We start from the raw sequence: 11,881 nt of genomic DNA, 5'->3' as shown, positions 1-11,881 counted from the left end.
TTTATCTAGGTCTTTTGTTTAGAATGACCCCATGAGCAACCCTTCTATACCTCCCTGCCTAGATCTTTTAATCGATGGCAACATCGCACGGATCACCTTCAATAATCCGACCTCACGTAACGCCATGACATGGTCGATGTACGAGGAGCTCAAAACGATTTGTGATGCCTTAGCAAAAAATGCAGATATTCGGGTAGTCATTTTTCGTGGTGCTGGCGATAAAGCGTTTGTCTCTGGAAGCGATATCGAACAATTTGTTCATCTTAAAAAAGATGAAGCCTATGAGGTAGATGTGGATCGCATCTTTATGTCCTTGCAAGAACTCCCGATGCCAACGATTGCTGTCATTGAAGGTTTAGCAGTAGGCAGTGGCCTGCTTATGGCTACCGCTTGTGATTTCCGTATCTCTACACCAGATGCGCGCTTTGGCATTCCAGTAGCAAAAACTTTGGGCAACTGTCTCTCACCAGGCAATCTTAATTGGATTAGTGCTCACCTAGGTATTCCAATGGTGAAAAAAATGTTGCTTACTGCAGAGTTAATAAAGGCCCCCGAATTATTGGCCTCGGGCTTTCTGTATCAAACAGTAGAGTCATCGCAGATTACCGATGCGGCCGATGCGCTGGCCAAGAGAATGGTAGTGCTCGCGCCCATCACACAAAAAGCAAGCAAATTGGGAATCGCACGCTTATTGCGTAGCAATCTTCCCAATTGCACGGACCTGATGCGCGAAACCTATAACAGTGAAGATTTTCGGGAAGGCGTAAACGCCTTCCTCGAAGGTCGCCCGCCCCAATGGAGAGGCAAGTAATTAGTTTTTAACGTTTAAAAACTCAACGACGGTTTTTATAAAGAGGTCTGGTACTTCCACGTGGGGTACATGCCCTACGTTATCGATTGCTACCAACTTGGCATTCGGAATAGCAGCCTGCGCCTTACGACCCAACTCCGGAAAGTTCCCTAAAGATTTGACGGCCTCTGGTGGCGCAAAGCGACGACCAAATACGGTACGGTCTTTTTGTCCGATCACCAAAAGAACTGGCATCTTCAATTGCGGCAAGTCATTTACCACTGGCTTTTCCGCAATCATTTGATAAGTCAGCACAGAGGTTCTAGCGTAGGCTGGATAGTCTGGGCCTTTTTGGACACGCACATAGACCTCGATAAACTGCTCATAGGCTGGCTGCCAATTCGGAAAATAGCTCTTTAAGAAATTACGATAGCTCGTTTCTGTTTGTGCCATCTCCAGCTTGAGCAAGGTATCGTTTTGCTGCGGAGGAATATCTTTGCTGTAATCCTCAAGACCCAATGGATTTTCTAGCACAAGCTTTTGCACGGTCTGTGGATACAGACGCGCGAATCGTACGCCAACCATACCGCCCATAGAATTTGCAATGACTGACACTTTACTAATTTTGAGGGACTTCAGTAATGCTTGCGTATTGGCAGCTAAGTCGTCAAAGTGATATGCCACATCCGGCTTAGAGGACTTACCAAAACCAATTTGGTCTGGAGCAATCACGCGATAGCCTGCTTGAGTTAAACCAGCAATGGTTAAAGCCCAGTAGTCACTAGAAAAGTTCTTGCCATGAAAGAGCACAACCGCACCCTTCTGCTTGCCAACTGCAGGCACGTCCATATACATCATGCTTGCAGGCTGCCCTTGTAGGCTGGTTTTATATTCTTTGAGCGGATATGGGTAAGGCCATGCACTTAAGCGTAAATCCAAAGGAGATGCATTGCTATATAAACTAGCTACCGGCGTTGGTGCGCTTGTCTTCTCGGTATTGGTCTTGTCAGAGCTAGCGCATGCCGCTAGAAGAATTGGCAATACGATTGCTAGTGAAAGCGCCTTAAATATGCATCTCTTCATGATTAAATGATCTTTGTTTTTAAGTTAACTAGGCCCTGCACGCTGCCTTCGAGGACGTCACCCTTTTTCACGGGCCCTACTCCTGCAGGTGTACCGGAATAAATCAAATCACCGGGCTCTAAAGTAAATAAAGTAGAGAGGTAGGCAATCGTATCTGGCACATTCCAAATCAACTGATTGAGATCACCTTCTTGGCGCACTTCACCATTCACTAATAACTTCACGGCACCCGCACTTGGATGTCCGCACTTTGCAACTGGGGTGATTTCACCACAAGGAGCAGATTGATCAAATGCTTTGCCAGTATCCCAAGGACGTCCCATTTTTTTCGCTTCACCCTGGAGATCACGACGCGTCATATCTAAACCAACACCATATCCATAAACGTGATCGAGTGCTTTATCAGCGGCAATATTGGCACCGCCCTTACCAATAGCTACCACCATTTCAATTTCATGATGGACATCATTAGATAACTGAGGAAAGGCCATATCTTTGCCATCTGTCACGATGGAGTTCGCTGGCTTCATAAAAAAGAATGGTGGTTCACGATCTGGATCATGACCCATTTCGCGCGCATGATCCGCATAGTTACGACCCACACAATAAATACGATTGACAGCAAAGCGACGAGTATCGCCAGTCACTGGCAATGAAGTCACTACAGGTGGCTCGATAACATAATTGGAACTCATGACTAACCTTTCTTTGATAGGCAATGGTTGGATAATTTATTTCGGTTCTTTGGAAGTATGACGCAATTTCAATAACAAGATGCTAAGAGCCAAGGCAAAAGTGATGGCATTGGCCAATATCAAAGGCCACTTTTCGATAATGAGGCCGTAGATCAGCCATAAACCTACCCCAGCAGTAAATAAAGAATACATACCCAAGGAAACCCCTGAGAGATTACGGTTCCGCCATGAATGAAATGCCTGAGGCAAAAAGGCAACCGTGGTTAAGAATGCAGCGCAATAACCAATAATCTCGATTTCATGGGCTTGAAGGTTCATAGACCTATTGTAATTAGCTCTATCCTAGATACATTGACCTAAGGCAGGAATTGGATTTCTGTCGATAATAGAAAAAACGCTTCTTTATTAATATAAAAACGGACTTCGAGACAAGCCATGAAAAAATCCCTCTTTCTTGCCCTTTGCCTATCCGCACTATTGGGTAACACCTATGCGCAAAGTACTGCAGCCATCAAAAATTATCCGGATAAGCAGGTTCGTATGGTGATTCCATTCCCACCGGGTGGTGCAACCGATGTCATAGGTCGCATCATGGCTCAGGAGCTATCGAAATCACTCAATCAGCAAGTGGTACCAGACAACCGCTCAGGCGATAGCGGCAACATTGGTGCGGATATGGTGGCAAAGTCTCCAGCCGATGGCTACACCCTCCTCCTGGCTGCACTCACCTCGCACGCCATCAATACTGGTTTAAATAAAGATGGCATTAAGTACAACTTAGAAAAAGACTTCACACCGGTGGGCGTAGTGGGTGTAGTGCCCTTGGTATTTGTTGTCAACCCAACAGTACCCGTAAACAATATGAAAGAGTTTATTGCTTATGCCAAAGCCAATCCTGGCAAGCTTACTTTTGCCTCCTCAGGTGCTGGCGCTCCACAACGTCTCGCGATGGAAATGTTTCGCGCGCAATTAGGCCTTGATCTTTTACATGTCCCTTACAAAGGTAGCGGTCCTGCAATGACCGATTTAGTGGGCGGTCAAGTCTTGAGCATGTCAGAGACAGTGCCAGCAGCATTGCCATTTATTCAAACCGGTAAATTACGCGCATTAGCAGTGACTACTGCGCAACGAATTAGTCAGCTGCCAGACGTTCCTACGGTGACTGAAGCAACTGGTATGCCGAACTTTGATGTAGTGAGTATGTTTGGAATTCTGGCTCCAGCCGGAACTCCAAAACCGATCATTGATAAACTCAATGCGGATATTAAAGTGATCTTACAGCGCCCTGATGTGCAGGAACGCATGCTCGGTGCTGGCGTTTATGTGAATTACCTAACGCCTGCAGATTCAGCTAAACGCATCCATCGTGAAGTAACGATGTGGGAGAAAGTCATTAAAGACTCCAACATCAAGCCCGATTAATCCCATAAGGGAATAGAAAAGATTGCCTTTAAGGTTAAAGAGTCGGTGCTGTTAGAAAAGCCTTTGCCTACACCTGCCTGAAAAGAGATCGGCTTACCGTCGTAATACATCATCAAAAATCCCATTTGTTGGGTGTTTTGATAATTGATTGGCTGATTGATTTGATTCAGGTTTGAGTAGTACTCAACTCCCAATGCCAATTCTGGTGTCACCTCTTTAGAGAGGCGGGTTGCCGTTGAAAAATAAGGTGCTTGATGGACATACGGCTGCGACAGGGGCATATCAATAATAGGGTTAAAAGAGATCAGCCACTCATCAAAATGCTTACCGATAATAAAACGGGTTTCACTGTTGTATCTAGACTCATCAAACTGGGGTTGAACGTTTGCTAACTCTAAGTTCACACCCGCAAAAAATGAATCTCCTTTTTCCTCGCGAATCGGTAACCACTTCATCCGCACCTTAGTGGCAGCATATTGAAATTGATTATTTGCATTTGCGTAGGAGATATAAAGGCCGGCCTCTAAATCATGTCCCAAGCCATATGCAAACTCAGGCGTGACACGAACACCATTATTACTGGTGATTTCACCGGGATAGGAGGGAGTCTGTATGCCCCGAGGCGTGCTATTAATATGTAATTCCATACTAGAGACGCCTTTTGCATTGATCTCGTCGTCGTATACCTGTATTTCATCCTGCAACATTGCTTTTGATTTAACAGGCAATATGGCAAGCGCAAATACTATTAGGATGCGGGCTAGTAAACCGCTGGATTGAGACATGATGCAAGAGTTTAGCAATGATTGGCACTTTGCGAGTGCCAATCATTCTATCCCCTACTTACAGGGGTAACTCTGCGTAAAAAAGCGCACGAGCGTTTTTGCTGCTCGCTCTTGATTAAATTGGGGGTTAGCTCGGTTCCACTTTAAAAACTCTTGCAAGATAGCTTCGCGGGAACCGCCTTGTTGCGGGAAGCAAACGCTAGGCTTGGCATTAGTAGGTTGGTTGGCTAAGTAAGCCTGGAATACGCCCTCACCAAAGCCAAAGCAAAAGTTTTGGGCATCCTGATCATTGCGGTTCTTGCACAACTCCACTAAAGCGGCAGTTGAAGCGTCATTCGCTGGCATGTTGGCCTGTGCTACTGCTGACTGCTGATAACAACATAAGCAGGCTAGAAATAATACGATTTTCTTTAAGGTATTCATGTTGAATGCTTTCAAATAATTAACGTCTAAATCCACCCATGTGGCCGCCACCAAATCCACCACCGCCACCACCCATACGACTGGCACCAAATCGATCTTGTCCACCATCAAAACGGGCTTGTTCACGGAAGGCATTTTCTTGAGCAGCCTCGCGGTAAAAATTTGGGTTTGCTCTATCTTGTTGATAAGTGTTGCGCGCTTCCTGATTCATGCGATCTGCTTGCGCACGTTCTTGTGGCGTAGCATCCCGCTGAAATGTATTGTCGGCACGCTGGGCTGCATTGCGGGCATCCTGACGATCTTGTGGAGTTGCATTGCTATTCCAATCATTGAGTAGCCTTTGCTGATTCTGCACATTGCTCGGGCCAATCAAACCGCGCGATGGATTGGTATTGACATTAGTGGAGTTGATCGTGCCATTAGACCAAGCTGGGGTAGCCCAGAAAGAATCACCAACCGCCAAACCCAAGCCAAAAGCCATAGGCCCCCATGCCGGGTTAAAGGCGGGGTATGGTGGATAGTCGGGATAAGGCCAAGTGCCATAAACCGCAGTAGGACTATAAGTAGGTACATACACGAGCTGAGGACTACTCGGAGCAATCAGAATATTAGAACTTGCATCGGTCGTCACCGTCATTTGCGGAGAGCTTTTTAAAGTGCCCGCTTGTATAGCTCGCTTTCTGAGCGACTGAATAGCCTTCATGGTGTCAGATGATTGCAGCTTATAGGCATTGCCTAAGTTTTGCGTCCACTGCAACTGACTACCCATCATGTTAAATGCCTGCGGAAAGGACATGAGTGATTTCACACTATCGTTCCAGGTCTGAGTTTTCAGTGCATTTTGTAAATCAACCCCCTTCAGGTTGGCATTAGCGTTTCTCCAGTTATAAGCCTCAGCCACCTCTAATGGGTAGGTGGAAGCCAATAACATCAAAGAGAGTAAAGAATCGGGATACAACGCAATGGGAGATAACAGGGATTCGAGTTGCGCATTTGATAGCACTAGAGGCGAACCTGTCCCTGTATAAGAAGCGATTTGCATATAAGACTGTGGGTAGGCATATTGCTGATAAGGGTTGTAATTATTGGCGCAGGCACTTAAGACAAGCGGGGCCGCGAAAACCCAGCCTATTACTCGCCCTAAACTAGAACTTGTTTGCACTACTGATTTCATACGCACTCCCTTAATAAGCAGGAATAATGATCTGCTTTTATCAAACCTTAACCTGGTCTAAATAAGTAACCAGACCTCGCCTTATCGCGACGCTTACGATGCAGGATATTTACTAGAGCAATCACCGCCCAGATGCCCAACAATGGATCTAAAACATAATCCCAAAGATTTGTGGACTCATGCCAATGACCTGCCCACGCAATAATGGCAAGCGCAATAATCCAAACACCTTTAGTCCAGCCCAATAATGCCAAAACTAAAGCAAATAGTAAGACGGCTATTAGCATGCCTAGTGAGCCGTAACCCCAACTATACGGATCGAACATTCCCAGACCCAAGGCCAGCGGATAAAAAATCAGTGAGATCAAGGTGACCGAGAATTTAAAGCTTAAAGGAATAGGACGGCTTGGTAACATTACCGAACTCCAGAGTAATAAAGTAAGCACCACACTCAAATCACCTACGATGCCCCGCACATAAGCGGCCAAAGGTAAGGCCGTCCCTAAACCGAATGGCCAGAAGAAAAGATTTGCTAACAGAATCAACAAACACCACTTCACTGGATATGAAAGTGGCTTATCAGAGAAAGCTTGCGCAAACCAAACCAATATCACCCCACAAGTGATTGCCATTTCAATCAGAGCGAAGTTCTGCATCCAATCGATCATGGTTGCCCCTCCTTAGTATTTGCATCCTTAGCGGGAATCGGCGCTTGTGGCAGTTGGCTATATGCTTGCATTAGCCATGCAGGAGAAAAATAGATATGCCGAATTTTTTTGCGGTCCCAGGTATAGGCTACATGCGCATCATCACCATGAGCACTAATTAAATAAGGATAAGAAAACTCTTTTCTTTGCTCATTTGGTAAGGCCTCATCATCTTCTAGCACTCGCACGACTTGCCATGGCGCAGATGGAGCAGACTGCATCAACAAGACTAAACGATAACGCCCTGCCGCAATATTATTGAGCGCCAATAAACGGATGCCATTTTTTAAAGTCAGGCCCGCTACCGCAGAGTTTGGATTGGCAACCGATACATCTTCAGCAGATTGCCAAGTTTTGCCAGCATTGCTAGTTTGGCTAACCGGAATTTGTTTTGGAAGGGTAGAACTTCTGGTTTGTCGAAATAAGGCAGTAGCCGATTGGGGATCATTTACAAATACCACTGGCTGGATCGCACTACGCCCAGAACTCATGCGGCGTTTATCGATTACCTGGGTTGCCTCTATTCTTAAAAACTCTCCGAAGCGTCCAATCCACTCATGATAGGCAGGCAAACCTAGGCGCCCATCAGCGAACTGCAAGGCTGGTGACTTTACTAAAGTACTTAAATTAAACAAAGGTGAGCTAATCAAGCGTTGTGGTCGACCCCAAGTAAGCCCTTCATCGTCCGAGATCATGGTGGAGATCGAGCTACCCGCCCATCCACCAATAGAAACCGTCACAAAGAACAATTGCATGCGGCCATCAGCCATTCTGCTAGGAACTGGATTGCCTAACTTAGCGATATAGCGTGAGAGGCCACTCTGAGCGGAAAGTCGATCAATCACGACGGTTGGAGCGCTCCAAGTTGCCAAATGCGGATCATAGACGGCGCTATTAATAACAACATCAGGAGCGCCCTCACGGCTACCGGCAAACCAAAACGCCCTGATGAATCCATCTTTTAAAGCAATCAGAGAGGCAGCATGAACTGATGCTGCGCCAGTGTCCGGCAACCAAGTTGCCAGTGGCTGAGCAATGCTCGGTTGAATCGCTTGCTTCGTTTTAGAAGACACTGCTTGCTCAACTGGCTCTTCAATAGCCATTGGGGTTACTTCAGCAAACGGCGACCAAGCTGGACGGCTATCTAGATGTAGAAAGCCGATTACCGCAGCTAGCAATAAAAAGCAGAGAGAAATAACGCGACTCATCTACAGGCATCCTTACCATTTACCATGGCCGATGAATTCACTACTGGGGTTGCGATCAAGAACTCATTAACAAATAAATGCTCAGCAAGATTTCCTTTGAGCATATCGATTATTTCTTTATCAGAATGACGCGCTCTCATTTCCATTCTTTGACCCAAGACTTGACAAGAATCACACACCAGTGGTTTAACCCCTAATGGAGCCTGCACCAAGACTAATGGGTAGTTTGCACTCAGTTGCGCTGCTTCACTGGCTTCTGAGGCTGAGTATCCATGCAAACGCCCACCTGGCAACAAGAGTCGGTATTCCTCATCCTTCGCCCGGTAATCACACGGAATCCACACATCCTTGTCCTGCACTTGCGCGATCACTGCTGGGGAATATCTACCCAATTGTCCTTCCAAGGGAGAGAGGCTGCTGTTAAGAGCGCAGTAGACCAAAAAGCAGCTTGCTAGTGCAGCGGTTTTACAGAAATCCCTCTTGAACAGTCCGGCCAGTACAAGCAGCACACTAGCACCCATGAGAAACCAATGCGCATAGGAGTAAGTCCACGAGCCTGCCCCACCAATCAGCACGGACAACTGCAGACGACTACCAAGCCATATCAAGATCGCCAGAATCATGATCTGTAATATCAGGGCAATACGAAAGCCCCACAAAGGCAAGCGTTCCCAATGCAAGGCAATCAATGCAGCAAAAGCGGGCATCACAGGCAAAAGATAACGGCCTGAACGTTGACTTGGAAAACTAAACACCATCAAGAATGCAATCGCTAATAACAGCAATAGACTTTCTTCGACAGTGAAAAATCGGCGCTCACGCCAACACTGCCATAAGGTAGAGATCAGCACAAAAGCAAATAAACCAGCATTGCCTAAAGTAGTCAGCATCAACATCCAGATGCTGTCGCCCCCACTTAATAAGTCCAATAAGTAATTACTACTGCGCGCATCAAATTTACCAGCATTCTCTCCAAGGACAAATTCTTTCCAGATAGCCTCGGGATAAGGATCGAGTGCAAACCAGAGAGCAAACACGCTCAAGGCCAGGATGCCAATGAGGAATAACTTATAGAAATCGCTGATCAGCGTTTTGGATATGCCCCACTGCCGCCAACGCCAGTAATACAGAGTCAAGGCAAAAGTGGCTGGCACGATATAAGCGAACGATTTTGCAAGTAAAGCGAAACCTAAACAAATCCCAGCAAACAATGGAAACAATATTTTGGAATCGAAGGCAGTCTTACCCCAATATAAAAGTGCCATAAACGGCAAGCTAATCCAAAATACTTCTGGGGGATCAGTTAAGAATGGGCGACCATATCGATAAGTTGCAAAAAAGGAAAGCCACACTAAGCCTGCCAATAATCCCGTCTTGGCATTTCCACTAAAGCAGCGTACCGCCAGAAATAAGAAAAGAGCAGTGAGGCCCGTATAGAAAACTCCAGGCCAACGTAAATTAAATAATGACCAATGATTGGCCCACTGGGTGGTGACTAAGCCCTGCCAAAAAATCAGCGGGGGCTTGGTGTTCTTGAGCCCCTGCATCTCCGACTGCAAAGGCAGCCAATCGCCAGTATTTGCCGTCATGCGAACAATATGCATATAGGGATATTCATCGCCATTTTTGGGGGCAAAGCGACTATCCAAGCCATATAAATAGGTAAATACACCTAAAAAGAGTATGAAGAGAGCCGAACGGTATGAAAATGAACCACGCATAGCGCTAGTTTATAGGGCTTGCAATCCTTCTGGAGAAAAGCTGAATCGAGCACTTTTGCACATGAGCTTATAAGAAATGAATCTGAGCTATACGGCACTGCCCTCAACTTCTTGTTTAAGATATGTATAAGTGAAATTCACCTAGTTCTAAACACTGAGAAAAAATCGAAATGGAGATTGTTCCCATGCGTGCAAAGCACCTCAAAACCGCATTTTTAGCTGCGGCCATTATTGGCCTTGGTCAATGGAGTAGCTCAAGCCTGGCACAAAACTCCGCGGCAACGGATTTATACAAACGGTCATTAGCAGCTACTTGCGCTAATTGCCACGGCACAGATGGAAAAGGCGCTGTCGATGGCGGCATGCCCCTCATCAACGGTCTGACGAGTGAACAAATGTTGGCACAACTCAAAGCATTTAAATCTGGCGCCCGTGAAGGCACCATCATGCCTCAGCTTGCCAAAGGCTACAGCGATGAGCAACTCGAAACCATCGCCAATCAACTTAGCAAAAAACAATAAGGAAGCCATCATGAATCGTCGTCACTTTATTGGTCAAAGCGCTGCCGCCTTCGGCTTAGCAGCCGGCTTCTCTGGACGGGCCCATGCCAACTTACAAAAAGCAGAAATCTTGGTAATTGGCGGTGGCTACGGCGGCGCAACTGCCGCTAAATACTTACGCCTATTTTCCAATAACACTGCCAAGGTAACCTTAATTGAGCCTAATGCATCGTTTATTTCCTGCCCTCTTTCCAATTTAGTGGTTGGTGGCTCGCGCACCATCTCTGAAATTACTTCCTCTTATGACAATCTGAGTAAACGTCATGGGATTAAGGTTATTCAAGATAGCGTAGTGAGCATGGATGCTGATAAGAAGACGGTGAAGCTTGCTTCTGGCAAAACTTTGCGTTATGACAAGGCCGTCGTTTCTCCTGGCGTTACGCTAATGATGAATAGCATCGAGGGTTTAGAGCAAGCCAACAAAGCAGGAGTTACATTACAAGCTTGGAAAGCTGGCGCTGAAACCGTGGCATTGCATCAGCAGTTAGCTGCTATGCGCGATGGCGGAACTTTTATATTGAGCGTACCTGAGGCGCCCTATCGCTGCCCTCCAGGACCATACGAGCGTGCCTGCCAAGTAGCGAATTATCTCAAGCAAAATAAACCTAAATCTAAAGTATTGATTTTGGATGCCAATCAGGACGTTACCTCTAAGGGTGCACTGTTTAAGAAAGTGTGGGCGGAACAGTACTCCGGAATTATTGAGTACCTACCAAAACACAACGTCACTGCTGTCGATGCTAAAACCAAAACTGTCAAATTAGAAATACAAGATGACATCAAAGGGGACGTTTTAAATCTTTTACCAGCAATGAGTGCTGGTGAGATCGCCGTTAAAACGGGTTTAGCTAACTCTAATGGTCGCTGGGTGAATGTCAACTTCATCAACTTTGAATCTACCGCCCAAAAAGATATTCATGTGCTGGGAGATTCAATCCAGGTTGCCTATGCAATGCCAAAATCTGGACACATGGCCAATCAACACGCCAAAGTTGCTGCAGCCGCAATCGTTGCTGAGCTCAGTGGTTGGGAAGTCAATCCAGCCCCAGTACTCACCAACACCTGCTATAGCTTTGTGAACGACAAAGAAGTTGTCCACGTTGCCAGCGTTCACCAATATATTGCCGCAGAAAAAACCTTCAAACCCGTTCCTGGATCTGGCGGTCTCTCTCCTGCACCCTCTACTCTAGAAGGTGTTTATGCTTGGGGATGGGCCCACAACATCTGGGCTGATAGTTTGGCGTGATCTAGGTCAATACTTTCCAAAAAAAGGGGCATTTCGGCCTCTTTTTTGTTACAACCCGCTGTTTGAG

Annotated in this window: 13 protein-coding genes; 4 read left to right on the top strand and 9 right to left on the bottom strand. The window is 46.2% G+C overall.

Annotated elements, in window-relative coordinates:
* Nucleotides 1-31: 31 nt before the first annotated feature.
* Nucleotides 32-811 carry an enoyl-CoA hydratase/isomerase family protein gene (locus tag ICN47_RS00870; protein ID WP_216218034.1) on the top strand — a complete coding sequence of 260 codons (780 nt, stop codon included), beginning with the start codon at nt 32-34 and terminating at the stop codon, nt 809-811.
* Here ICN47_RS00870 and ICN47_RS00865 read toward each other — a convergent pair whose 3' ends face one another.
* From ICN47_RS00865 to ICN47_RS00855, 3 genes are read right to left on the bottom strand one after another with little or no spacing between them, the layout of a single operon-like run.
* Nucleotides 812-1,873, bottom strand: a complete 1,062-nt coding sequence (locus ICN47_RS00865) for an alpha/beta fold hydrolase (protein ID WP_216218033.1) — start codon at nt 1,871-1,873, stop codon at nt 812-814.
* A 2-nt stretch (nt 1,874-1,875) separates the two neighbouring features.
* Nucleotides 1,876-2,568, bottom strand: a complete 693-nt coding sequence (locus ICN47_RS00860; protein WP_216218032.1) for a fumarylacetoacetate hydrolase family protein — start codon at nt 2,566-2,568, stop codon at nt 1,876-1,878.
* A gap of 36 nt (nt 2,569-2,604) precedes the next feature.
* On the bottom strand, nt 2,605-2,886 hold the full coding sequence (locus ICN47_RS00855; protein WP_216218031.1) for a SemiSWEET family sugar transporter: 282 nt from the start codon (nt 2,884-2,886) through the stop codon (nt 2,605-2,607).
* Between the two features lie 117 nt (nt 2,887-3,003).
* Between ICN47_RS00855 and ICN47_RS00850 the strand changes: the two genes are divergently transcribed.
* Nucleotides 3,004-3,990 (top strand): tripartite tricarboxylate transporter substrate binding protein, encoded by a 987-nt coding sequence (locus tag ICN47_RS00850; protein ID WP_216218030.1) that lies wholly within the window; start codon nt 3,004-3,006, stop codon nt 3,988-3,990.
* On the opposite strand, the gene ICN47_RS00845 is transcribed toward ICN47_RS00850, so the two are convergent.
* From ICN47_RS00845 to ICN47_RS00820, 6 genes are read right to left on the bottom strand one after another with little or no spacing between them, the layout of a single operon-like run.
* Nucleotides 3,987-4,775, bottom strand: coding sequence for a hypothetical protein (locus tag ICN47_RS00845; RefSeq protein WP_216218029.1), 789 nt, complete (start codon nt 4,773-4,775; stop codon nt 3,987-3,989). The two genes, ICN47_RS00850 and ICN47_RS00845, sit on opposite strands and share 4 nt — an antisense overlap.
* Before the next feature lie 54 nt (nt 4,776-4,829).
* Entirely contained in the window at nt 4,830-5,198 is a 369-nt protein-coding gene (locus ICN47_RS00840) for a Rap1a/Tai family immunity protein (RefSeq protein WP_216218028.1), read from the bottom strand.
* A 19-nt stretch (nt 5,199-5,217) separates the two neighbouring features.
* Nucleotides 5,218-6,372, bottom strand: coding sequence for a DUF3300 domain-containing protein (locus tag ICN47_RS00835; protein ID WP_216218027.1), 1,155 nt, complete (start codon nt 6,370-6,372; stop codon nt 5,218-5,220).
* A 47-nt stretch (nt 6,373-6,419) separates the two neighbouring features.
* On the bottom strand, nt 6,420-7,040 hold the full coding sequence (locus tag ICN47_RS00830) for a hypothetical protein (RefSeq protein ID WP_216218026.1): 621 nt from the start codon (nt 7,038-7,040) through the stop codon (nt 6,420-6,422).
* Nucleotides 7,037-8,287 carry an exo-alpha-sialidase gene (locus ICN47_RS00825; protein WP_216218025.1) on the bottom strand — a complete coding sequence of 417 codons (1,251 nt, stop codon included), beginning with the start codon at nt 8,285-8,287 and terminating at the stop codon, nt 7,037-7,039. The genes ICN47_RS00830 and ICN47_RS00825 overlap by 4 nt, the downstream gene beginning before the upstream one ends.
* Entirely contained in the window at nt 8,284-10,008 is a 1,725-nt protein-coding gene (locus tag ICN47_RS00820) for a glycosyltransferase family 39 protein (RefSeq protein ID WP_216218024.1), read from the bottom strand. The genes ICN47_RS00825 and ICN47_RS00820 overlap by 4 nt, the downstream gene beginning before the upstream one ends.
* Before the next feature lie 185 nt (nt 10,009-10,193).
* On the opposite strand from ICN47_RS00820, the gene ICN47_RS00815 reads away from it, so the two are divergent.
* A complete protein-coding gene (locus tag ICN47_RS00815) occupies nt 10,194-10,529 on the top strand; it encodes a c-type cytochrome (protein ID WP_216218023.1) in 336 nt (111 codons plus the stop codon).
* A gap of 10 nt (nt 10,530-10,539) precedes the next feature.
* Nucleotides 10,540-11,814 (top strand): NAD(P)/FAD-dependent oxidoreductase, encoded by a 1,275-nt coding sequence (locus ICN47_RS00810; RefSeq protein WP_216218277.1) that lies wholly within the window; start codon nt 10,540-10,542, stop codon nt 11,812-11,814.
* Nucleotides 11,815-11,881: the final 67 nt, after the last annotated feature.

Origin of the sequence: Polynucleobacter sp. AP-Latsch-80-C2, assembly GCF_018882185.1 — a bacterium.
In the GTDB taxonomy this organism is placed as follows: Bacteria; Pseudomonadota; Gammaproteobacteria; order Burkholderiales; family Burkholderiaceae; genus Polynucleobacter.
The sequence above is the reverse complement of the archived record's forward strand: the minus strand, read 5'-3'. Positions and strand labels throughout refer to the sequence as shown.

Bases quoted from the DNA above. Each gene is read 5' to 3' on its own strand.
- ICN47_RS00865 (WP_216218033.1), bottom strand. From the start codon at position 1,873: ATGAAGAGATGCATATTTAAGGCGCTTTCACTAGCAATCGTATTGCCA.
- ICN47_RS00825 (WP_216218025.1), bottom strand. From the start codon at position 8,287: ATGAGTCGCGTTATTTCTCTCTGCTTTTTATTGCTAGCTGCGGTAATC.
- ICN47_RS00810 (WP_216218277.1), top strand. From the start codon at position 10,540: ATGAATCGTCGTCACTTTATTGGTCAAAGCGCTGCCGCCTTCGGCTTA.
- ICN47_RS00815 (WP_216218023.1), top strand. From the start codon at position 10,194: ATGCGTGCAAAGCACCTCAAAACCGCATTTTTAGCTGCGGCCATTATT.
- ICN47_RS00860 (WP_216218032.1), bottom strand. From the start codon at position 2,568: ATGAGTTCCAATTATGTTATCGAGCCACCTGTAGTGACTTCATTGCCA.
- ICN47_RS00855 (WP_216218031.1), bottom strand. From the start codon at position 2,886: ATGAACCTTCAAGCCCATGAAATCGAGATTATTGGTTATTGCGCTGCA.
- ICN47_RS00820 (WP_216218024.1), bottom strand. From the start codon at position 10,008: ATGCGTGGTTCATTTTCATACCGTTCGGCTCTCTTCATACTCTTTTTA.
- ICN47_RS00845 (WP_216218029.1), bottom strand. From the start codon at position 4,775: ATGTCTCAATCCAGCGGTTTACTAGCCCGCATCCTAATAGTATTTGCG.
- ICN47_RS00840 (WP_216218028.1), bottom strand. From the start codon at position 5,198: ATGAATACCTTAAAGAAAATCGTATTATTTCTAGCCTGCTTATGTTGT.
- ICN47_RS00870 (WP_216218034.1), top strand. From the start codon at position 32: ATGAGCAACCCTTCTATACCTCCCTGCCTAGATCTTTTAATCGATGGC.
- ICN47_RS00850 (WP_216218030.1), top strand. From the start codon at position 3,004: ATGAAAAAATCCCTCTTTCTTGCCCTTTGCCTATCCGCACTATTGGGT.
- ICN47_RS00835 (WP_216218027.1), bottom strand. From the start codon at position 6,372: ATGAAATCAGTAGTGCAAACAAGTTCTAGTTTAGGGCGAGTAATAGGC.
- ICN47_RS00830 (WP_216218026.1), bottom strand. From the start codon at position 7,040: ATGATCGATTGGATGCAGAACTTCGCTCTGATTGAAATGGCAATCACT.